General features: G+C 44.7%; 24 protein-coding genes. 9 read left to right on the top strand and 15 right to left on the bottom strand.

The window, feature by feature from the left end:
* Positions 1 to 9: 9 nt before the first annotated feature.
* The 14 genes from AC5JQI_RS00795 to greB form a co-directional block, all read right to left on the bottom strand.
* Positions 10 to 699 (bottom strand): hypothetical protein, encoded by a 690-nt coding sequence (locus AC5JQI_RS00795; protein WP_237385790.1) that lies wholly within the window; start codon positions 697 to 699, stop codon positions 10 to 12.
* A gap of 60 nt (positions 700 to 759) precedes the next feature.
* On the bottom strand, positions 760 to 1,764 hold the full coding sequence (gene ssp4, locus AC5JQI_RS00790) for an Ssp4 family T6SS effector (protein ID WP_493913388.1): 1,005 nt from the start codon (positions 1,762 to 1,764) through the stop codon (positions 760 to 762).
* A 25-nt stretch (positions 1,765 to 1,789) separates the two neighbouring features.
* On the bottom strand, positions 1,790 to 2,269 hold the full coding sequence (locus tag AC5JQI_RS00785; RefSeq protein WP_493913387.1) for an Hcp family type VI secretion system effector: 480 nt from the start codon (positions 2,267 to 2,269) through the stop codon (positions 1,790 to 1,792).
* A 250-nt stretch (positions 2,270 to 2,519) separates the two neighbouring features.
* On the bottom strand, positions 2,520 to 3,263 hold the full coding sequence (locus AC5JQI_RS00780; protein ID WP_493913386.1) for an amino acid ABC transporter permease: 744 nt from the start codon (positions 3,261 to 3,263) through the stop codon (positions 2,520 to 2,522).
* Between the two features lies 1 nt (position 3,264).
* Positions 3,265 to 4,002: an amino acid ABC transporter permease gene (locus AC5JQI_RS00775; RefSeq protein ID WP_493913385.1), complete on the bottom strand. Its 738-nt coding sequence runs from the start codon at positions 4,000 to 4,002 to the stop codon at positions 3,265 to 3,267.
* Between the two features lie 136 nt (positions 4,003 to 4,138).
* Positions 4,139 to 4,987, bottom strand: coding sequence for an ABC transporter substrate-binding protein (locus tag AC5JQI_RS00770; protein ID WP_493913384.1), 849 nt, complete (start codon positions 4,985 to 4,987; stop codon positions 4,139 to 4,141).
* Between the two features lie 155 nt (positions 4,988 to 5,142).
* Complete coding sequence (gene phoU / locus AC5JQI_RS00765) at positions 5,143 to 5,859, bottom strand: phosphate signaling complex protein PhoU (RefSeq protein WP_237385784.1); 717 nt, start codon at positions 5,857 to 5,859, stop codon at positions 5,143 to 5,145.
* 18 nt (positions 5,860 to 5,877) lie between these two features.
* Positions 5,878 to 6,669, bottom strand: a complete 792-nt coding sequence (pstB, locus tag AC5JQI_RS00760) for a phosphate ABC transporter ATP-binding protein PstB (RefSeq protein WP_237385783.1) — start codon at positions 6,667 to 6,669, stop codon at positions 5,878 to 5,880.
* Positions 6,670 to 6,707: 38 nt separating this feature from the next.
* A complete protein-coding gene (gene pstA, locus AC5JQI_RS00755; protein ID WP_493913383.1) occupies positions 6,708 to 7,616 on the bottom strand; it encodes a phosphate ABC transporter permease PstA in 909 nt (302 codons plus the stop codon).
* 1 nt (position 7,617) lies between these two features.
* The gene (pstC, locus tag AC5JQI_RS00750; protein ID WP_493914579.1) at positions 7,618 to 8,574 is read right to left on the bottom strand and encodes a phosphate ABC transporter permease PstC; all 957 of its coding nucleotides are present in this window, start codon (positions 8,572 to 8,574) and stop codon (positions 7,618 to 7,620) included.
* A 94-nt stretch (positions 8,575 to 8,668) separates the two neighbouring features.
* On the bottom strand, positions 8,669 to 9,709 hold the full coding sequence (gene pstS, locus AC5JQI_RS00745) for a phosphate ABC transporter substrate-binding protein PstS (RefSeq protein WP_493913382.1): 1,041 nt from the start codon (positions 9,707 to 9,709) through the stop codon (positions 8,669 to 8,671).
* A gap of 167 nt (positions 9,710 to 9,876) precedes the next feature.
* Positions 9,877 to 10,896 (bottom strand): ATP-binding protein, encoded by a 1,020-nt coding sequence (locus tag AC5JQI_RS00740; RefSeq protein WP_493913381.1) that lies wholly within the window; start codon positions 10,894 to 10,896, stop codon positions 9,877 to 9,879.
* Positions 10,893 to 11,612, bottom strand: coding sequence for an osmolarity response regulator transcription factor OmpR (gene ompR / locus AC5JQI_RS00735; protein WP_493913380.1), 720 nt, complete (start codon positions 11,610 to 11,612; stop codon positions 10,893 to 10,895). The genes AC5JQI_RS00740 and ompR overlap by 4 nt, the downstream gene beginning before the upstream one ends.
* Positions 11,613 to 11,793: 181 nt before the next feature.
* A complete protein-coding gene (gene greB / locus AC5JQI_RS00730; protein WP_493913379.1) occupies positions 11,794 to 12,276 on the bottom strand; it encodes a transcription elongation factor GreB in 483 nt (160 codons plus the stop codon).
* A 251-nt stretch (positions 12,277 to 12,527) separates the two neighbouring features.
* On the opposite strand from greB, the gene AC5JQI_RS00725 reads away from it, so the two are divergent.
* From AC5JQI_RS00725 to AC5JQI_RS00700, 6 genes are all read left to right on the top strand, one after another.
* Complete coding sequence (locus tag AC5JQI_RS00725; RefSeq protein WP_493913378.1) at positions 12,528 to 14,876, top strand: Tex family protein; 2,349 nt, start codon at positions 12,528 to 12,530, stop codon at positions 14,874 to 14,876.
* 512 nt (positions 14,877 to 15,388) lie between these two features.
* Positions 15,389 to 15,916, top strand: coding sequence for a pyridoxamine 5'-phosphate oxidase family protein (locus AC5JQI_RS00720; RefSeq protein WP_237385776.1), 528 nt, complete (start codon positions 15,389 to 15,391; stop codon positions 15,914 to 15,916).
* A 395-nt stretch (positions 15,917 to 16,311) separates the two neighbouring features.
* Positions 16,312 to 16,539, top strand: coding sequence for a ferrous iron transporter A (feoA, locus tag AC5JQI_RS00715; protein WP_237385775.1), 228 nt, complete (start codon positions 16,312 to 16,314; stop codon positions 16,537 to 16,539).
* A 112-nt stretch (positions 16,540 to 16,651) separates the two neighbouring features.
* A complete protein-coding gene (gene feoB / locus AC5JQI_RS00710) occupies positions 16,652 to 18,961 on the top strand; it encodes a Fe(2+) transporter permease subunit FeoB (protein ID WP_493914578.1) in 2,310 nt (769 codons plus the stop codon).
* A gap of 17 nt (positions 18,962 to 18,978) precedes the next feature.
* Positions 18,979 to 19,218, top strand: a complete 240-nt coding sequence (locus AC5JQI_RS00705; RefSeq protein ID WP_493913377.1) for a FeoC-like transcriptional regulator — start codon at positions 18,979 to 18,981, stop codon at positions 19,216 to 19,218.
* A 443-nt stretch (positions 19,219 to 19,661) separates the two neighbouring features.
* Complete coding sequence (locus AC5JQI_RS00700; protein ID WP_323854858.1) at positions 19,662 to 20,105, top strand: OsmC family protein; 444 nt, start codon at positions 19,662 to 19,664, stop codon at positions 20,103 to 20,105.
* Between the two features lie 66 nt (positions 20,106 to 20,171).
* Here AC5JQI_RS00700 and bioH read toward each other — a convergent pair whose 3' ends face one another.
* Positions 20,172 to 20,948, bottom strand: coding sequence for a pimeloyl-ACP methyl ester esterase BioH (gene bioH, locus AC5JQI_RS00695; protein WP_493913376.1), 777 nt, complete (start codon positions 20,946 to 20,948; stop codon positions 20,172 to 20,174).
* A 38-nt stretch (positions 20,949 to 20,986) separates the two neighbouring features.
* Between bioH and gntX the strand changes: the two genes are divergently transcribed.
* From gntX to glpE, 3 genes are all read left to right on the top strand, one after another.
* Positions 20,987 to 21,670: a DNA utilization protein GntX gene (gene gntX, locus AC5JQI_RS00690; RefSeq protein ID WP_493913375.1), complete on the top strand. Its 684-nt coding sequence runs from the start codon at positions 20,987 to 20,989 to the stop codon at positions 21,668 to 21,670.
* A 59-nt stretch (positions 21,671 to 21,729) separates the two neighbouring features.
* A complete protein-coding gene (gene nfuA, locus AC5JQI_RS00685; RefSeq protein WP_493913374.1) occupies positions 21,730 to 22,305 on the top strand; it encodes a Fe-S biogenesis protein NfuA in 576 nt (191 codons plus the stop codon).
* Between the two features lie 143 nt (positions 22,306 to 22,448).
* Positions 22,449 to 22,772 carry a thiosulfate sulfurtransferase GlpE gene (glpE, locus tag AC5JQI_RS00680; RefSeq protein WP_237385768.1) on the top strand — a complete coding sequence of 108 codons (324 nt, stop codon included), beginning with the start codon at positions 22,449 to 22,451 and terminating at the stop codon, positions 22,770 to 22,772.
* The last annotated feature ends 23 nt before the right edge of the window (positions 22,773 to 22,795 follow it).

Here is a 22,795-nt window from a genome sequence, read left to right as displayed (position 1 = left end):
TGTTTGACCCTATTTTTCCACCGATTGATTTTCTCTTTTTTGATCCCTTATTTTTTTACGTTTTGCCAATTTCAACGCTCTTGAATATTCTCTTAATTGTTTTTTATTAAGTCCTTGTATTTTATTCATCTCTTTTCTATCAATAATAATTGCTATTCTATAGCGCATGTTAGCTAATATAAAATCAGTATAATAACGACTGTTCAATGTTATTTTTATTACAAAACAACATACTGCTATAAAGATAAAATAAATAGAGGAAACGTTAGAAGTCTTATTAGAGAATATAATAAACAAACTAGAAAAAAATACAATATAATTTAAATAATTACGTATAACCGAACCATAATAATAACCTTTTAAAGTAAATCCGACATGTAAAAATGAAACACAAGCAGCAATAACTAAAGTTAACATGAAAAAAGTAGCCATTATTTCATGACTAGGATTTTTTATAAGTAATACAGGCAGGGCTGCTGCCACACCAGAGAAGAAAAACAGATAAACCATAGCAATAATAGATATCAAAAGCCTTATCTTATACTGACCCGAAGAACAAAAGTATTTCTTATAATCTCTAACATCCAGTATAATATTTTCTAATGCTGGATCATTATTTCTTATCATATTTTCTAACTCTTTCCCTTTATAAAAGAGTTCTCTTAAACCTGCATCAAAAATAAATTCTTTTATTTTCATATAATTTTCTAAACGCCCAAAATATTTATACAACAAACCCGATTAACCATAAGGTTAAGCTCAATAAATTATTGATTCTTCATAAGCAATAGAATAGATAGTACCAATAATATAATTTCCTGATTTTAATATATTATCTGGATTTCGGATTGAGCCTGTCATACCACTTCCTACAAATCCACTACCTGCTATAAGTGAGTCTTTAAGATGCTTTCGTAACGTTTTTTGTATCTCTTCTGTAGGGTAACGTTTGATATATTTCCCTTGCTCTATAGCTCTTTTTATTACTTGGTTAGATATTCCTGGATTGTTATGTCGCATAATTTCTTCAGTTAAGCGTTTTCTTTCATGTCTTGGCATACTTTTCAACCACTCTGATGCCTTACGAGGAGAAGTGGCCTTCATTATCTTATAGGTTTGATAAGCTTCCTTTAATGCCGCAGATCCAGATGCAAGAGAGGTTATATCCAAAATTGTAGTCGTTGTAACATACCAATTCTGTGAATCTAACCACGCAATATGTTCTACTCCTTCATTTCCATTAGCAGTAAGCTGATAAACTCTGTATCCTCCATTTATGCATTGAACAGCCGTCGCAGTAAATCCGCTATAAGCTAAAATCACACCAGCCGTACTACCACCTCCAGTAAATGGTATCGCCGCACCTGATCCTAGTCCACCCAATACACTTAATACAGCCCCACCACACGAAAGTGCCGTAGAACCAATTTCCAACATCAAACTGGGTTCTGAAACCGTTTTTTTCAGCTCAACTTCTGGAGCTACACCTGAATCGAGATTAAATATAATAATATGCGTTAATTCAGAAGAAACTTGACTGCCGCGTCTTTTCGATGGTCTGACCAAATAGCGCTTATACAAACCATCTGAATAGATAATTCCGGCACCATAAAAATCACGGTGGCAATCCAATGCATCAGCTATCGCCTTAAAATCTATATCAGCAGCACCACGAGTCCCCAGAAGATTTGAATACTGTAAACTCGGCAGCTTACTTTCATCAAATTCATTCCTTAATTGTGACGTAAGACTTTCAAATCGCATTTTAATCACCACTCGTGATTGTTAATTAATAAACCGTTTCTTCCCAAGCACAATATCCAGATGTGCCTGCTGCATGATGCTGACAAACAATATCTTTATATTTTACTGAAACAACTTCTTCTGGTTGCTGATCATTATGATTAATCGAGTGCGGGTACTGAACATTCAAACTTATTAACTTTGCATTACGCAAATTAACCGAATAATAACGTTCCTGACCACCTGCTTGTGATGTTCGATAAAAGTCAAACATCAGGTCAAGCTCCTCATTATTTGAAATTGCCATCATTAATAACGGAGATGATTTATCCAGGGGCTTTATAAATTTAACCGGTTGATGGGCCACATTCTGTGAACGAGAAATGCCATGATTGAATTGTAATACAAAAAGTTGATCTTCATGGCCTGACTGAAATTTATTACCAATAGAATCCAGTGTCGAGCATCCTTGAGAAATCAATCCCTGGAGTTTTCCTTTAACCGTTACATAAATCGAATTTGCCATATTATATTAATCCTTGAATATTATTATCTTGTAGTTACCTTATCATTATAGTATGAAATTCAACCACAAAATATAAACCAAATCTTAAAAACCAGACCAGCAACATAAATAAAAATATTTCTCTTCAATAAGAAAAATATCAGTCTAGCAAAAGGAATAAAATTAGAGTTTTTTAGATTAATCTAAAAAAAATCCCTGCTACAGGGCAGGGAATGAATACAACAGCAAAAATATCTTTCAACTTAAGATATTAATTCTGTGGAACCACCTTGATTGTTTTTTTACGCCAAAATCCGAAAAGTGCTGTTTTTTCACGTTTCACGGAGAAGTGACGTGCAATGTAATTGGCAATTAACTCCAGTGATAAGCACATGACAAAATAAACCAACGCAACGAACAAAAAGACTTCCATCGGATAAACCATGCTGCGGTTATTCACTTGAGTCGCCAAAAATGATAATTCCGCCACGCCAACAATATAGGCCAGCGAAGTATCTTTAATTAACGCAATCCATTGGTTGATGAATGAAGGCATCATCATGCGCAATGCCTGCGGTAAAACGATATACCACAATACTTCCCACCGATTGAATCCCAGTGATAATCCCGCTCGCCATTGGCCTTCGCCAATCGCCAAAATTCCCGCTTTAACGCCATGAGCCAGATAAGCCGAGGTAATCAGTGCCAGTGCGCAAACGACAGTCGTGATTTCAGGGATCTCCATGCCCAATACCACAGGCAATAGGAAATATGTCCAGAAAATCAGCATGATGACCGGAATAGCCCGGAAGAAACCCAGCCCGGCCGCCAGCAGGTTGACCCAAAATCCGCGCAGCATCGCCAGTGCAACACCAGCCACAATTCCCAGTACAACAGAGATCCCTCCGGCCATGATACTGATTGACAGCGTTAAAGCCGCACCTTCCAATGGCCCGTCAGGAAAGGTTCCCAACAGCAAATAGCGCCAGTTTTCTGCAATAACAGTAAAATCCATATCAGTATCCCCTCGCTAATGTTCTCTGCTGGTGCCACTGTCCCCAGCCTTCCATCACGGCGATAATGGCGATATAAAGCACGGTCGCAACACCAAAGGCCTCAAAGGTCTGCAAGGATTGGGTTTCTACCTGACGGGAAGCATAGGAGAGTTCAGCAACACCAATTGCCATCGTTAATGAAGAGTTTTTGACAATATTCATGTACTGCCCCAACAATGGCGGCATGGCTATTTTCAGTGCCTGTGGCAGCACAACATGGCGCATGGCCTGCCAGCCCCTTAAGCCTAGCGCATGGGCTGCGTATTTCTGCCCCCGTCCGATTCCCTGAATGCCCGCTCGTAACTCTTCCGCCACAAAAGGTGCAGAATAGAACGTTAAACCGATAAAGCCCGCCAAAAACTCGAAGGATGGCCATACCAGTGTCAGGCCGCACATTGTTGCTTTATGAGGCGTATTCAGCCATAACATCGCCTCTTGCGGCAAAATCTGACCGGATGCGAAGTACCAGAAAAATAGCTGTACCAACAAGGGAGTATTGCGAAATACCGTTGTGTAAGCCGTGACCAGCCAGCGCAATGGCTTAATCTGGCTATCCCGCGCGGCAGCAATCAAGAAACCCAGTAAGGAGGAGGAAACAATGGCACAGGCAGAAAACCACAGGGTGACCAAAAAACCCTGCCAGAGCCATCGCAGATATTCAGGAGCCAGTAAGTGCTCAGTCATAAACTGTTCAAACATATCATTCACCGCATAAACAAACAGCAAAGCCCCGCAGTGACGGGGCTGGTTTCAGGCACTATTTCTATATACCCAAAGGATTTTATATACCCAATGGATTTCGGGTTGCAGCTTGCAAGACAAAAGGTATAAAGGATTACGGTTTTGCCTGACTCTCTAATGGAGCGAATTTAAAGTCGCCACGCGGCTGGGATGATTTAGTTTCCGGGCCAAACCAGCGGTTGTAAATTTTCTCCGCTTCGCCCTCTTTCTCCAGTTTCAATAACGTCTGGTTAACCACACCAATCAGGCGCCCTTCTCCTTTGCTGGCCGCTACTGACTGATATTCGCGGGTAATGCTGAAAGGTGAAATTTCAAAGTCGGCTTTCTGGGCTTCCGGAACATTCGCCAGCAAGCCAACCAGCTTTGCATCATCCTGCGTGATCGCCTGAACATTGCCGTTTCTCAGGGCGGCGAATGCCAGTGGTGTATCGTCATAAGAGATAACTTTTGCCGTTGGGTAACGCTCACGTAGCGTGATTTCCTGTACTGTTCCCTTATCTGCCCCGATACGCAATTTGGCGATATCGTCAGGGTTGGTCAGAACGCCTTTGCGGGCAATAAATTTCTGGCCTGTGGCAAAGTAAGGAATGGAGAAATCAACTTGTTTTGCGCGTTCGTCAGTAATCGTGAAATTAGCAGCAATCAGATCAATTTTCTTGGACGAGAGCAGAGGAATACGGTTTGCCGGATTGGTCGGGCGCAATTCCAGCTTCACTCCCAAATCACTGGCAATCGCGTTAGCGATATCCACATCATAACCTGCCAGCTTTTTCGTTTGAGGGTCGATAAAACCAAAGGGTGGATTACTGTCAAATACCGCAATGCGTACCTTGCCGGCTTTTTTAATGTCATCAAGTTTATCTGCCTTTGCTACACCAGAAACCAGTGCCAAACTGGTCAACAGTACAGTAATCGCTACGCGAGATTTATTGCGAATTTTCATTGAACACCCCTGTTGGTTATTAATTTTTATATGACCAACAAAAGCTATCAATTTCGATATAGCACCTGAAATAATATAAAATGATATATTTATTCCTTTATGGAATATAAAAAAGAAACGCCGGAGAAAAATTTCAGCGTTTCAAATGGTTAAAGTTACTCTTTTTGGGTTAATAGTTTTTCCAGTTTATCTCCCCCTACGTGACGGAAATCCTGTCCTTTAACGTAATAGAAGATAAATTCACAAATATTCTGGCAACGATCACCAATGCGCTCAATGGATCGGGCGCAGAAAAGTGCGGTCATTACATTCGGAATGGTTCTGGGATCTTCCATCATGTAAGTCATTAGCTGCCGGACAATGCCTTCGTATTCCTGATCAACTTTTTTATCTTCATGATAAATACGAACCGCTTCTTCCAGATCCATGCGGGCAAACGCATCCAAAACATCATGTAACATTTGGATAGTATGGTTGCCCAACGATTCAAGGCTGACCAGCAGGGATTGCTGCTGATGTGAAAACTTTTCAAGGGCGGTCTGGCAGATTTTATTGGCTACATCGCCAATGCGTTCCAGTTCAGCAATGGTCTTTGAGATCACCATGATTAGACGCAGGTCGCTGGCGGTCGGTTGCCGCTTTGCAATGATGCGGACGCAGGCTTCGTCAATAGACACTTCCATCATGTTGACTTTCTGGTCATCTTCAATCACTTGCTGTGCCAGCGTTTCGTCCTGATTGTGCATTGCCAGAATGGCTTTTCTGAGCTGTTCTTCCACCAGCCCGCCCATTGTCATCAATTCCGTGCGTATATGCTCCAGTTCAGCGTTAAACTGGCCGGAAATGTGTTTGCTGAGATTCAGATTATCCATAGTGTGCTATACCCCGTATCAACCGTAACGACCCGTAATGTAATCTTCGGTCTGTTTCATCTTCGGTGTGGTGAACAACCTGTCGGTGTTACTGAATTCAATCAGTTCACCGAGGTACATAAATGCCGTGTAATCAGAACAGCGGGCCGCCTGTTGCATATTGTGGGTAACAATCACAACGGTATATTCCGATTTCAGTTCACTGATCAACTCTTCTATGCGACCAGTAGAAATTGGGTCAAGTGCCGAACAAGGCTCATCCAGCAACAAGACTTCAGGGCGGATCGCGATCCCGCGGGCTATGCACAGGCGCTGTTGCTGACCACCGGAAAGACTATATCCACTCTGGTGCAGTTTATCTTTGGTCTCATTCCACAATGCTGCCTTTGTCAGTGCCCACTGGACACGTTCATCCATCTCAGCCCTTGGCAACTTTTCAAATAAGCGCACGCCGAAAGCAATATTGTCATAAATGGACATCGGAAATGGCGTCGGTTTCTGGAATACCATCCCGACCTTAGCGCGCAACAAGGCAATATCCTGCTTATCCATCAGAATATCGGTGCCATCCAGAATGATTTCACCTTCTGCTCTCTGTTCACCGTACAGTTCGTACATTTTGTTGAACGTGCGTAACAATGTGGATTTGCCACATCCTGACGGCCCGATAAATGCCGTTACTTTGTTCTGCGCGATATCCAGCGTGATGTTTTTCAGCGCGTGAAATTTGCCGTAATAGAAGTTCAGATCACGTACCTGAATTTTGCTCCCTGCGATTTCGCTTACCGGAATGTCATTAGCCTTATTCATCAGAGTTCTCTTTACCTATAACTTTACCTATAGAAACGTTAGTGCTTCTTCTTCGCAAACAGCACACGCGCCACAATATTAATCAGCAGTACACACAGAGTAATCAGCAATACGCCCGCCCATGCCAGTTGCTGCCACTCAGAGAAGGGACTCATGGCAAACTTGAAGATAGTGACAGGCAGGTTCGCAATCGGCTGGCTGAGATCCGTGCTCCAGAATTGGTTGGAAAGCGACGTGAACAGCAATGGTGCCGTTTCACCGGCAATACGGGCAATTGCCAGCAATACACCGGTAATAATGCCGGATATCGACGCTTTTAATGTAATGGCAGAGATCATTTTCCATTTTGGTGTCCCCAGCGCATAAGCCGCTTCACGCAGGTTATCGGGTACCAGTTTCAGCATATTTTCTGTCGTGCGGATAACGATCGGAACCTGCAACAACGCCAGTGCGATAACACCCGCCCAACCGGAGAAATGTTGAACTTTCATCACGACAACCGTGTAGACAAACAACCCGACCACAATTGATGGCGCAGAAAGCAGGATATCATTAATAAAGCGGATAATTTCTGCCAGCCACGAACGACGACCATATTCTGCCAGATAGATCCCCGCCATAATGCCCAATGGTGTGCCGAACACGGTCGCCCAGAAGATCAGCAGCCCACTGCCGACGATGGCGTTTGCCAGCCCGCCACCCGCGGTATTGGGAGGCGGTGTCATTTCGGTGAACAACGCCAGCGACATGCCATCAATGCCTTTGGTGACGGTGGAAATTAAGATCCAGCTCAGCCAGAACAGACCAAATGCCATGGTTGCCATGGATAACATCAACGCAATGCGGTTTTTCTGGCGGCGCCATGACTGCATACGACGACGGCTGTTCATATCAACTTCATTGAGTGTGCCAACGATATGCGGCTGTTGGTTATTGATGGTTGTCATCTCAGCGTCCCTCATTTTTTGCCAGACGCATAATCATCAATTTTGACAATGCCAACACAATAAAAGTGATCACAAACAGGATCAGCCCCAGCTCCATCAATGCCGCGGTATGCAGGCCGGATTCAGCCTCGGCAAATTCGTTCGCCAACGCAGAAGTAATGCTGTTTCCGGGCATGTACAGAGATAAACTGTCAAGCTGGTAGGTATTACCGATGATAAAGGTCACGGCCATTGTTTCTCCCAAGGCACGGCCAAGCCCCAGCATCACGCCGCCAATCACACCATTTTTGGTGTAAGGCAGAACGATATGCCAAATCACTTCCCATGTTGTACAACCTATTCCATAAGCGGATTCTTTCATCATGACCGGCGTTTGCTCAAACACATCACGCATGACAGAAGCGATATAGGGAATAATCATGATGGCAAGAATGATACCCGCCGCCAGAATGCCGATACCAAAGGCGGGACCGGAAAACAGTTCGCCCACAATAGGGATACTCGATAGCACATCACCCACGGGTTGCTGGAAATAAGTGGCAAACAGCGGGGCAAAGACAAACAACCCCCACATGCCATAAACGATACTCGGGATAGCCGCCAACAGTTCAATGGCTATGCCCAGCGGACGCTTCAGCCAATTCGGTGCCAGCTCCGTCAAAAACAATGCGATGCCAAAGCTCACCGGAACCGCAATAATCAAGGCAATCAATGAGGTCATCAATGTGCCATAAATCGGAACCAGTGCACCAAACACGCCTGCTGGCGCATCCCAGTCTTTGCTCCACAAAAAGGCAACGCCGAATGTCTGTATACTTGGCCAAGAAGCAATAATCAATGAAATGATAATGCCCCCCAGAAGGAATAAAGTCAGCAGCGCTGCCAGTCTAACCAGAGCGCTGAAAATAATATCGCCATTTTTACTTGGTGCTTTCAGTGCCGTTTTACGTTCGGCCATACGCTTGATTCTCATTTTGGGTTATTTTCCCCCTCTAAGGGGGGAACATTTAGCAATTGCCTATTCTCAACGGTGGTAAGATGAAAAAAGTATATCAATACAGCGGGTTGCCACTGCTATCTTTGATATTGATCTTCCATGCTGCCCGTACCTGAGTGATCACTTCTTTTGGCAGAGCGACATAATCCAGATCTTTCGCCTGATCTTTGCCTTTGTCATACACCCAATCGAAGAATTTGAGGGCTTCCGCACCCTTTGAGGCATTTGCCTGTTGCTTGTGAATGAGAATGAATGTGGTGGAAGTAATTGGCCACGCGTCAGCGCCTTGCTGATTTGTCAGATCCTGCGCAAAACTGCGGCTCCAGTCTGCGCCTTTGGCTGCGGCACTGAAACTCTCTGCCGTAGGTGCTACTGCTGCGCCATATGCTGCGACTAATTTGGTGTAAGCAAGGTTATTTTGTTTCGCATAAGCGTATTCAACGTAACCGATAGAACCCGGCAGACGTTGCACAAAGGCAGCGATGCCATCATTGCCTTTGCCGCCCAGGCCGGCCGGCCATTTGACGGTAGTCCCTGCCCCGACTTTTTCTTTCCAGCCACTGTTAACTTTGGACAAATAGCGGGTAAAAACGTAGGTGGTCCCTGAACCATCCGCACGACGCACTACCGCGATGTTCTGATCCGGCAGTTTGAGATCTGGATTCAGTTTTGCAATAGCAGGATCATTCCATTTCTTGATATTGCCCAGATAAATATCGCCGAGAGTTGTACCATCCAGAACCAATTGACCAGATTTAATGCCTGAAATATTCACCGCCAGCACAATACCACCGATTACTGTTGGAAACTGAAACAAGCCATCAGCCGCCAATTTTTCATCAGAAAGCGGGGCATCGGATGCACCAAAATCAACAGTATTCGCAATAATCTGCTTTACGCCGCCAGAAGAACCAATGCCTTGGTAATTGATTTTGCTACCTGTTTCTTTTTGATAAGAATCCGCCCACTTGGTATATATCGGTGCGGGAAATGTCGCACCTGCCCCCGTCAAGCTGGTAGCAGCAAATGAAGACAGAGATGTCACAGCAAATACAGTTGCCATGATGCTTGCCACGGTGGTACGCATTGATTTCATACTCCCTCCTGCTGGGATACACATCATTAATTAAAAACGGATGTTAAAGATCGTCAACAATCTGGTTTTTCAGTTTAAAAATGAAACAGGAGGAAAAATAGGTGAATTCAATGACAGTAAAATGTATGAATTATGACATTTTTATGACAGCGCGTTTCTGGGGAAATTTATTTTGCATTCAATGGGAGATAGGCGCGAATGGATAATCCCCCTTTGTCACTTTCTCCCACGTCTATATATCCCTCGTGACTATCAATGATGCGACGGATGATCGATAGTCCCAAACCCACGCCACGGTTATTGCGGCTCCTTTGTCCCTGCATAAAAGGCTGGAACAAAATAACCATGTCTTCTTTTGCCATGCCGCTACCGTTGTCTTCGACCTGAAACCAACCACATTCTTCCGTCGTTCCACTGCTGATTCGAATCCATCCGTTGCCATAACGCTGGGCATTAGTGAACATATTGGCGATGACGCGCTTAATGGAAAGTGGGTTGGCTAAAATGAGAATCGGACGCTCAGACAGGCAATTTTCAATATTCACTTTACAGTGTGGATCTGCCCCAATGACCGTTTCCGGTTCAATAACGGCTTCAATCAGCTCATTCAATTCACAGCATGTCATCGGCATATTCTGCCCTGCCCGCTGATAATCGATAAACTGATCAATGATGGTATTACACTCTTCGATGTCCCGATGGATGGACTCTGTGAGAAACTCTTCCGTTCCTTCCATCATCTCCACTGCCAACCGAATACGGGTAAGTGGAGTGCGTAAATCATGACTCACTCCGGCCATCAGAAATGCCCGATCGCTTTCCTGTAATTTCAACCTGTCCGACATCTGGTTAAAAGTGCTAACCAACGAGCGTATTGCGGATGATCCCGTTTCAGGCAATGATGTGACCTTTCTTCCCTCGCCCATATCTATGGCCGCTTTTTGCATGGCTTTCAGTGACTGTTTCTGGATATGGATATATCGCCAGAATGCTGCGGACAACAAAGACACCGTCATAAAAACACTGATAAAGATATAAGGGAATACGGTGCAGAATGAAAGTTTTTCTACCCTCACCAGCAACTGGACGATGAGAAAACTCATCAGCAAACTGCCCAGTAACATCGCCAGCACCAGATACCAAGTGCGATGAAACAAAGTACGCAATGAAAGCCATAGCCTTCTCATACTTTGTTTCCATCAGGAACAAAAACATACCCTAATCCCCAAACTGTCTGAATATAGCGGGGATGGGCAGGATCTTCTTCAATCAGACGACGCAGACGGGAAACCTGTACATCAATGGAACGCTCCATCGCACCATACTCCCGCCCACGGGCCAGATTCATCAATTTATCCCGTGACAGCGGCTCACGTGGATGGGAAACCAAAACCTTCAGTACGGAAAACTCACCGCTGGTTAAAGACAATTGTTCATCTTGATGAAACATTTCACGTGTTCCGAGATCCAGTTTAAATTTTCCAAACTTGACCACCGCACCATCCGCTGTCGGCGCGCCCGGCAACTCATTAGTCTGACGACGCAGGACAGCACGCATACGTGCCAACAATTCACGCGGGTTGAATGGCTTGGGCAGATAATCATCAGCCCCAATCTCAAGGCCAACAATCCGATCAACCTCTTCCCCTTTCGCGGATATCATGATGATCGGGATAGCGTTATTTTGACTTCTCAATCTTCGGCAGATAGACAAGCCATCCTCACCCGGTAGCATTAAATCCAGAACAATCAATTGAATAGACTCTCTGGTCAATAAACGATTCATCTGCTCTGCATTCGCTGCACTACGGACTTGAAATCCCTGCTCAGATAAATAACGCTCCAGCAACGCCCTCAAGCGCATATCATCATCAACAACAAGGATCTTATAACTCTCTTGCATGTTTCAGCTCCCAAGATGCTCCATGCCTGCAATATCCATGGTTCTTACAGAAAACCCATATTCACCCGTATTCAATAGAGATAATCGAAGGTATTTTAAAGCCATTAGCGGGATTGGCAATAATTGCTTATGTTTTGGTTTTCTATCCTTGCTCTCCTGTTTATGACTCAATCATCCCGATTTATGCCAGAAGCTGGTAGTCAATTTGTAGTATCCAGTATGTTGCCATGCCATTGGGAGTCATTACTGTGACTTCATCGTCAACCTGTTTGCCGAGTAATCCCCTTGCCACGGGAGAATCAATGGAGATCCACTTCTTGGCAGGATCGAATTCATCCGAGCCTACCAGACGAAATATATGCTGTTCACCATCTTCGTTTTCAACTTTAACCCAAGCCCCAAAAAAGACTTTTCCTTCTTGCCGTGGGTCAGGATCGACAATGTGCAATATATCCAATCGTTTGGACAAAAATCGCACACGACGGTCAATTTCCCTTAATCTTTTTTTCCCATAAATATATTCTGCATTTTCCGAACGATCACCCAATGCGGCGGCATCCGAAACAGCCTGAGTGACTTGAGGACGTTCAATTTTCCAAAGATATTTCAGTTCCTGATCAAGCGCATGCCAACCTTCTCGTGTAATGTAGTTACTCTTGGCCATGAAAAAACTCACTTGAGAAAAGATGATTAATGGCGGTGTACTATATCTCAACCCGTAAGATATTCGATGAATTCTGTCGCAACAGAATCGAAAAATCGCGCTAAACTGGAAATTATCGCTCTCAGCACGTATAAATGGAGCCAGTTTGAACCACGCCGATATTATTTCAGATGATATTTGAACCTATCTGGCACTGTCTGATGATGTCTTCGGATATCTACAGGCGCTAAGAAAGTTGAAGAAAACAGACCATGAATGAATCTTTAAGTCGAATCATTGCCGGTGAGCTACAGGCTCAGCCACAGCAAGTCCAAGCCGCCATTACTCTTCTTGATGAAGGAAATACCGTTCCTTTTATTGCCCGTTACCGTAAAGAAGCTACCGGTGGTCTAGATGATACACAGCTTCGCCAGCTCGAAATCCGCCTCGGATATCTGCGCGAACTATCCAACCGCCGCCAGACTATTCTGAAATCCATTGAGGAGCAGGGACAATTAACAGTTGAGCTTGCGGAGGCCATTAATGCCACCCTAAGCAAAACTGAACTGGAAGACTTATATCTGCCTTATAAGCCTAAGCGCCGTACTCGTGGGCAGACTGCCATTGAAGCCGGATTGGAGCCTCTGGCCGATCTGCTTTGGCAAGATCCGCAACAAGATCCGGAGCTGGCAGCCGCTGCCCATGTCGATGCCGACAAAGGCGTTGCCAATACCAAAGCAGCACTGGATGGCGCACGTTATATCCTGATGGAGCGCTTCGCCGAAGATGCTGCCCTGCTGGCGAAAGTACGCGAATACCTGTGGAAAAATGCCCACTTGGTGTCCAAACTTGTTGAAGGCAAAGAGGAAAAAGGCGCTAAGTTCAGCGATTACTTCGATCATCATGAAGCCATTTCCGCTGTTCCATCCCACCGTGCTCTTGCCATGTTCCGTGGACGCAACGAAGGGGTTTTGCAACTGTCTCTGAATGCCGATCCTCAATTTGAGGAAGCGCCAAAAGAGAGCTATTGCGAGCAAATTATTACTGATCACCTCAACCTGCGCCTGAATAACGCTCCTGCTGACAGTTGGCGGAAAACAGTGGTGAGTTGGACATGGCGCATCAAAGTGCTGCTGCATCTGGAAACCGAGCTGATGGGCACACTGCGCGAGAAAGCCGAAGATGAGGCCATCAACGTATTTGCCCGTAATCTGCATGACCTGATGATGGCCGCACCTGCGGGTATGCGCGCAACAATGGGACTGGACCCGGGTTTGCGTACAGGGGTAAAAGTCGCTGTTGTTGACGCAACAGGTAAACTTATCGCTACCGATACCATCTACCCACATACCGGGCAAGAAAATAAAGCTGCTGCCAGTGTTGCAGCCCTGTGTACCAAACACCAAGTGGAACTGGTCGCTATTGGCAATGGCACCGCATCCCGTGAAACAGAGCGCTTCTTTGCCAACATCCAGAAACAATATCCTGACGTCACAGCTCAGAAAGTAGTCGTCAGCGAAGCAGGGGCATCCGTTTATTCCGCTTCCGAATTGGCGGCACTAGAATTCCCTGATTTGGATGTCTCCCTGCGTGGTGCAGTTTCTATTGCCCGTCGCCTGCAAGACCCACTGGCAGAACTGGTGAAGATCGAACCAAAATCAATTGGTGTTGGTCAATACCAGCATGATGTCAGCCAGACCCAGCTTGCCAAAAAATTGGATACCGTGGTTGAGGACTGTGTAAACGGCGTCGGCGTTGACCTGAATACAGCATCCGTCGCCCTGCTGACTCGTGTTGCCGGCCTGACCCGTTCAGTTGCCCAAAATATCGTTAACTGGCGTGATGAAAACGGTCGCTTCGATAACCGTGAACAATTACTGAAAGTTAGTCGTCTGGGTCCGAAAGCCTTCCTGCAATGTGCAGGTTTCCTGCGTATCAGTCAGGGTGATAATCCCCTGGATGCTTCAACCGTTCACCCTGAAGCCTATCCGGTGGTTGAGAAAATTCTGGCAATAATGGAGCAGACTCTGCCTGAACTGGTAGGTAACCCTGCGACCCTGCGTAATTTGAACGCACAGGATTTCACAACAGAAAAATTTGGTATCCCAACCGTCACCGACATTCTGAAAGAGCTGGAAAAACCGGGGCGCGATCCACGTCCTGAATTCAAGACTGCCACATTTACCGATGGCGTTGAGACAATGAATGATCTGCATACCGGCATGATTCTGGAAGGCACCGTTACCAACGTGACCAACTTCGGTGCATTCGTAGATATCGGTGTCCATCAGGACGGCTTGGTGCACATTTCTTCCCTGTCTGATCGCTTCATTGAAGATCCACATACTGTGGTCAAAACAGGCGATATCGTGAAAGTGAAAGTGATGGATGTTGACCTGAACCGCAAACGCATTGCATTAACCATGCGTCTTGATGAACAGCCCGGCGAAACATCGGCACGCCGTGGTAGCTCTCAAGGTGGTAATCACCAGGAACAGCGCAACGGTCGCAACGGGAATGGCAGAAACCGCCAGCAGACCTCCCGTTCTTCAGGTTCTGCTTCTATAACCAACAGCGTCATGAGTGATGCACTGGCTGCCGCCTTTGGCAAAAAGCGTTAATCTCAATTAATGACATCCTGAACTGGCTCACAAAGCCAGTTCAGGATGAAATAAAATAGGGTCTGTGCCCGATAGATCTCAAGAAACAGCGCTTATACCTGTCGTCTTTCAAGTTGCAGCTTTGTTGGCTGCGCTCACTCACCCCGGTCACATAGATAATCGTATATTTATAAAAACGGTGATTGGAGTGATTAACTAATTATGACATAAAGAAAACTTAAATTTCGTCAGAATTATCTTCAATAAAAACCATAATATTCATAATGATGAACCTATTTATTTATAACATTACAAATTTAAATGGGTTATAGTAGGTGCCTATTCTCACTAATACTTCGTATAATTCATTCCGCAATAAATTCCATGAAACCATAACTTATTGAATGTAATAAAACATTATCAACTGAAAAACCAATATGTTCTACATCCAATAAATTTCAAATTGCAGGTAATTCAATAGTCATTTGAAAAATAAAGGATATAAAGAACAACTTAACACTGTAGAGGAAAACATGAAAAAATACATCCAAAACAGTTTTGACTTACTCAGCAATATCCGTTTCTTTAATCTTTCCACTCATGATCCGGATGCAGACTCAGTCTGGTCATCAACGATATTTTATATTCCCAAATATAATCCATTGACGCTGATCTGGTATTCAAAACAAGAGACTCGACATTCACGGGAACTGTATAACAGTCCCCGTGTAAGCGGGACAATATACAGTAGTCAGGTTCTGCCTGATTCATCGTTGGATCTGGCTGGTTCTCAGTTCATTGGCTATGCCCGCCAAATTTCTGACGGGCAGTTACAGGAAACCTATGATTACTTCTTCCTGAAAACCTATCCCGATGAAAATATCAGGAAGAAAAAAGCCCGTCCTATCAGCGATTATCAAGGCAATGCACCCCGCCGTTTCTATGAGTTGGAAATTCAGGCCTGGTGGGTATACGATTCGGATGCCTGGAGCCAGAATCAAGATGATGATCGTGTTCAGGTTCCACTGAGCGAGTTGCTTTCATCTGCCAAAATTCAATGACAGATAAATCGCCAGTGAAAATAAAAAACCATTCAATAAATTAATGAAAAAATAAAAATCAACAAGCTCCGTTTATTATTCGGGGCTTGTTGCAGCAATAGATCCTCCCCCATACCCTGTTATCAATTCTAATGACTTATCCATAAAATGAATTTTCCGAAATTTATTAGACACTGAACATCGTCATTTATTTTCAAAAAATCACCATTAATTTGATTAATATCAATTTGTTTCATGTCAATTCAGTGATAAATAACTCGTATTGATATTGCCTATTATTATCATTAATAATCGTAATTAATAATCACCGCCATAATTTTTTCTTGTGAATTTCCCTTTATTGAGGATAATAATTCTTATAATCACTTCTCTTTTCAGTTTTAACGGAGAGTTATATGTCATTTATTCCAGAGCGCAGATATAAAATTCTGGGATTTTCTCCAGATATTAATCCGGCTTATCGACAAAAATTGTTGTCAATCGGTGTCCTGCCCGGAGCAACATTTAAAGTTATTCGCATCGCCCCGTTGGGCGACCCAATACAGGTCGAAACAACCAAATCTAATCTTGCTCTTCGTAAACAAGATTTAGAATTACTTATGTTAGATGAAGCTCTGGACTAGCGAGGCTCAGGGTAAAGCATAAACAGGGTTCAAAACAGCCCCGGCTTACTCACCTCTCTCATCTCACATAACCGGATACAGAAGTATCGCCTCCTGATAGGCAGAAAGTATGATGAAACAATTAACCATAGGTCTGATCGGTAACCCCAATGCCGGCAAAACAACGCTTTTTAATCAACTCACAGGCTCGCGACAACGGGTAGGGAACTGGGCCGGTGTCACGGTAGAACGCAAAACAGGCCACTTTACCACCCATGACCATCAAGTCGAACTTGTCGATCTCCCCGGAACCTATTCTCTCACAACAATTTCGGAACAGACCTCCATTGATGAACAGATTGCCTGCCACTACATTCTTAGTGGCGAAGCCGATATGTTAATCAATGTAGTTGATGCATCGAATCTAGAGCGAAACCTTTATCTTTCACTTCAATTGATTGAGCTGGGCATTCCCTGCATCATTGCGCTGAATATGCTGGATATCGCCCAAAGCCAGCACATCAATATTGATGTCGCGGCATTGGAGCAACGCCTTGGTTGCCCGGTTATACCACTGGTTTCTACCCGTGCCACAGGGATCGATGTACTAAAAAAAACCATCGATAATTATCCGCAAAAATCTAATCCGGTGCAGGTCAAATTTCCCGATGCATTATTGCAGGAGATCTCCCTCCTTTCCGACCAGATTGCAGACAAATTTAACCCACAGCAACGCCGCTGGCTCGCTTTGCAAATACTGGAAGGCGATATTTATGGTCTTGAAATTTCAGGACTGACTCCGGCAAATCAGGCTGAAAGCAAGACCCGGTTGCAACAACAGATTGCAGAACCAGACCTCATCATTGCGGGTGCCCGCTATGAAGCGATTAACGAAATTTGTTTGTCCGTCATTGATACCCGCACAGCGACACCAAACAAACTGACCCGAGTGTTAGACTCTGTAATACTGAATCGCTGGCTGGGTCTTCCCATCTTTCTGTTTATCATGTATCTGATGTTTGTACTTGCCATCAATATTGGAGGAGCCTTACAGCCCATCTTCGACGGAGCATCTTCCGCTATTTTCATTGATGGAATGCAGTGGCTGGGCTATACACTTCATTTCCCGAATTGGCTGACCGTTTTCCTCGCCCAAGGCATCGGCGGGGGTATCAATACGATGCTGCCACTGGTTCCCCAAATTGGCATGATGTACCTGTTCCTCTCCTTCCTTGAAGACTCTGGCTATATGGCACGAGCAGCGTTTGTCATGGACAGGCTGATGCAGGCAATCGGGTTGCCGGGGAAATCTTTTGTGCCCTTAATCGTCGGCTTTGGCTGTAACGTACCCGCCGTGATGGGTTCAAGAACTCTGGATGCCCCGCGCGAACGTTTGATTACCATCATGATGGCTCCGTTTATGTCCTGTGGTGCAAGACTGGCTATCTTCGCAGTTTTTGCTGCGGCTTTCTTCGGAAAAAGCGGTGCGAGTATTGTGTTCTCACTGTATATGTTAGGAATTGTTGTCGCCATTCTGACCGGGCTTCTCCTCAAACATACCCTGATGCGGGGTGAAGCATCGCCATTTATCATGGAACTGCCGGTCTACCATGTGCCTCATGCCAAGACTTTGTTGCTCCAGACCTGGCAACGTCTGAAAGGCTTTGTGATACGTGCGGGTAAAGTCATTGTCGCAGTAAGTATGTTTATTGGTGCCCTGAACAGTTTCTCTTTCTCTGGTAAGACGGTGGATAATATCAACGAATCAGCATTGGCCTCGGTGAGTAAAGTGATTACACCAGTATTGGAACCCATCGGTGTACATCCCGATAACTGGCAAGCAACCGTCGGGCTTGTAACTGGGGCAATGGCAAAAGAAGTGGTGGTTGGCACCCTGAACACCCTGTATACCGCAGAAAACATCACTAAACAGCCATTTAATCCGGAGGAATTCAACTTACTGGATCAATTGGAAGATTCCGTAGCGGAAACATGGGGCAGTCTGAAAGAGACCTTTACCCTGAGTGCACTTTCCAATCCGATTGAGGCCAGCAAAGGTGATGGAGATATGGATCGCAGTACCATGGGAACAATGAGTGCCAAGTTTGGCTCTGCCATCTCCGCTTATAGTTACCTGATTTTTGTACTGCTGTACGTCCCTTGTGTTTCCGTCATGGGAGCCATTGCCCGTGAAACCAGCCGTGGCTGGATGAATTTCTCCATTCTGTGGGGATTGAATGTTGCTTACTCACTGGCTGCGCTGTTTTATCAGATCACTATGTTTTCAGCGCATCCTGAAAAGAGCCTCATTACCATTTTGGCCGTGGTTTTATTTAACATTATGATCTTTATTGTCTTACGGCGTGCACGCCGTAAAGTCACCGTAAAGTTCAATAATACCGCAGGGCGTAGCTGCGAATGCTCAAACGATAGCTGCCACTAATTGTATAGGAGCCATGGATGATTAGTCTGCTGAAAATCAGAGATGCTGTTGCCCTCAGTGGGCGTACTGATGCAAGGTCATTGAGCCATCAGTTTTCAGCACCGCTGCCGATGGTGGAAGCCATGCTCAAGCAGCTTGTCATGATGGGTAAACTGGAGGAAGTGGACGCTTCCTCCTGCCTCAGCGGTGGCTGCAAGCACTGCCCGGAAACGCAGAAATGCGAAACTAAAGTGTACCAATTGGCAGTCAAAAATTAAGATATTGCCTGCTTTTACCTGACGGCCGGAGACACAACTCTGCCCGAATTTCCACAATTTCCACAATTTCCACAATAAAATTACTTTTTTTCTCCGATATTTTTCACTTAAACTCCCCCAAACCAGCATTAATGTGCCCATGCCGATAAATACATTGAAATACCTAATTGCGTCGAAAAACTGTGATAAATGCTATAAATATTATATATTACTTATTTATTTTAATTTCTACATCAAATTCCTTATCATCAAAAAATAACATGATTTACATTCAGACAATCAATGTAAATCATGAATTGGCTAAAAAGACCTCATTCAATGTTAAACAAAAAATAGAACAATGAAGGTCAAATTTATTCATCACTCAAAAATTGAAAAATAAAAATCATTTTATTATTATCTGATGTGCTATTTATCAATATTAATAACCTGAGGATAGTAACATGCCTAAAGAGTTATTTACTGCAACAATAGAGTCAGTGGGCCGTCTCAAAATGAAATGTTCATCGCGGGATTTTACCTTTCACGTAGACGAGCCTAAAAGTCTGGGTGGCACTGATGAAGCGATGAATCCTGTAGAAGCATTGCTTTCTGCTTTTGGTGCCTGCCAGTGTATTGTGGCAAAAAGTTTTGCCCGCAAGCATAAAATCAATTTGATCGATATTCAGGTCAAAATGGAAGGAGAACTGGATACCGATGGCTTCACTGGCAGAAATAAAAACGCCAAAATGGGCTTTTCCAAAATTACCTCAAAATTTTATATTAAGGCAGACAACACTGAACAGGAGATTCACGACTTTATTGATTTTGTCGAAAGCAACTGCCCTGTTCTCGATACCATCGTTAATATGCCAGAAATTATAACCGAAATTTATACTGACAAATAAATTCGCTTATTACCCATAACTGTTTAATGTTATGGGTAATTTACGTTTATAAATAATTATCGGCAATTACCATTCTATTCCGGCAGCAAAATTCGTTAATATCTCTATAAATTCATCAGGGTGAGAAATAAAAGGTGCATGACCGGCTTGACGCATAATCACGGAATGCGTATTCGGCCACTCATTATCAAGCCGTTCTGCAATTTTGCGTGGCACAAGGCCATCAAGATAGCCATAAAGACGCAAGAAAGGTAATTGAAGATACGATAATTCAGCCCTTAAATCATCAGTACGCAGAATTTCCAAACCCGCATTGAGTACCTCCACCGCCGGCATCGGCTGATTCAGTATCACTGATTTCAATATACGGGCATCCTCACGGGCACTCTCTGTTCCCAATGTCTGCAATGCCAGAAAACGTTCGACTGTTTTCTGGAAATCGGCGCTCAATTGATACTCAAAGGCACTCAATACTTCAGGTTTAATGCCCGGCCACTCTGCATCAGAGCTGAATTTTGGTGAAGATGCCACAGTCACCAAGCCTGCAATCTGTTCGGGATGATCCAGAGCAATCCTGCTCGCCACCAATCCCCCCAAAGACCATCCTAACCACAGCGCATTCTCTGGCGCCTTCTGCCATACAATATCCGCCATTTCCGCCAATGACATGGCCGAATATGATTGGCTGCGCCCATATCCGGGTAAATCCACCAGATGCAAACGGAAATGCGAAGCCAATCGCATTTCTACTGAACGCCAAACCTCTGCATTTAATCCCCATCCGTGCAGCATCACAAGATCGCAAGGAGCATCACCGATTGTCTGCCAAAACAACTGTCCCATTGTTATTCTCATCTTATTTGTCGCCAAGGAAGGGAACTATGCTAACAATGGTTGGATACTGTTGGCTATGCCATCAAAATTTGTATTTTGCCCATCATGGAATCTGCCATGTGTGCCATCAGCAATTAAAGCGGCTGCAAAATGTCTGTCCGCGTTGTGCCCAGACTTCTGAATCCAAAGGGATTCCCTGTGGACGTTGTCTCAGGCATCCCCCTCCGTGGCAGCAACTTATCGCCATTACGGACTATGCCCCACCGCTAAGCCAACTTATCCACCGCTATAAGTACCAAAATACCCCGCAACTTGCGACAGCGCTGGCCCGCCTGTTCTTGTTGCACTGGCTGCAAGGCTATCGTGAGGGTCGCTGGCATAAACCAGATAGCATACTGAGCGTTCCTCCGCACAGGAAAAAACGCTGGCAACGGGGGTTCGATCACATTGCGTTAATGGCTCATCCCCTGTCCCGCTGGCTACAATGCCCTTATCAGCCCGACCTTTTGCAACGTTCACGTGCTACACTCACGCAGCGGGGCTTATCTGCCACCCAAAGGAAAACCAATCTTAAGCATGCCTTTCTATTGCGGGGCGATTTTATCGATAAGCATGTCGCGATTTTCGATGATGTGATCACCACGGGCACAACGCTGCATGAAGCCTCACAATTGTTGATTCGTGCGGGTGCCCGCTCCGTACAGGCCTGGGCTATATGCCGAACCTTGTAGTTCCTTTATAAATGGGCGTATTATAACCAACTAGAACAGTCAACTATTGAGCAAATGACATGATTAATATTACTGAAGCAGCGCAAGCGCACTTTGCCAAGCTACTGGCAAATCAAGAACCGGGCACACAGATCCGCGTTTTTGTCATTAATCCGGGAACGCCGACCGCAGAATGTGGTGTTTCCTATTGCCCACCAGATGCTGTTGAAGCCACTGATACCGAACTGAAATTTGATCAACTGTCCGCCTATGTTGATGAAATCAGCGCACCTTACCTGGAAGAAGCGGTCATTGATTTTGTGACCGATCAACTTGGCTCCCAGCTGACCCTGAAGGCCCCTAACGCCAAAATGCGCAAAGTGACCGATGATGCCCCACTGATTGAGCGCGTTGAGTATGTTCTGCAATCGCAGATTAATCCACAACTCGCCGGACATGGTGGCAAGGTCAGTCTGATGGAGATCACCGATGAAGGTTATGCCATTCTGCAATTCGGCGGTGGCTGTAATGGCTGTTCAATGGTCGATGTTACTCTTAAGGAAGGGATTGAAAAGCAGTTGCTACAGATCTTCCCTGAATTGAAGGGAGTGAAAGACCTGACTGAACATCAGCGTGGTGAACACTCGTATTACTGATTATTTTTCTGTTTCTAACACTTTCCACCCTCATTTCTGAGCCTTTCCAATGTAAACATTGGGAAGGCAATCAGGTCATACCAGACGACTATTAAGAAACGAATATATTGGAAAAGAAATATTAGAAACTACATTGAGTATTTATGGACCATTTTCAAACGATAAACCCTGATCAGGCTTACCAGTATTGGCTTGATAAAACCGCTCTCATGGTGGATATCCGTGATCCACAAAGTTTTCGTGCCGGGCATGCAACAGGTGCATTTCATCTGACTAACGAGACACTCAATAACTTCTTGCAGGAAGCGGATTTTGACCAACCAGTCATGGTGATGTGCTATCACGGCCATAGCAGCCAAGGCGCTGCACAATATCTTATCAATATGGGTTTTGAAACCGTTTACAGTGTCAATGGGGGTTTTGACGTCTGGCAGAAGAACTACCCTCAAGCTGTCCATACCCTATGAACCTTTAGCACACGAATACTAAT

Source organism: Xenorhabdus sp. XBWT (genome assembly GCF_059072735.1).
The sequence above is the reverse complement of the archived record's forward strand: the minus strand, read 5'-3'. Positions and strand labels throughout refer to the sequence as shown.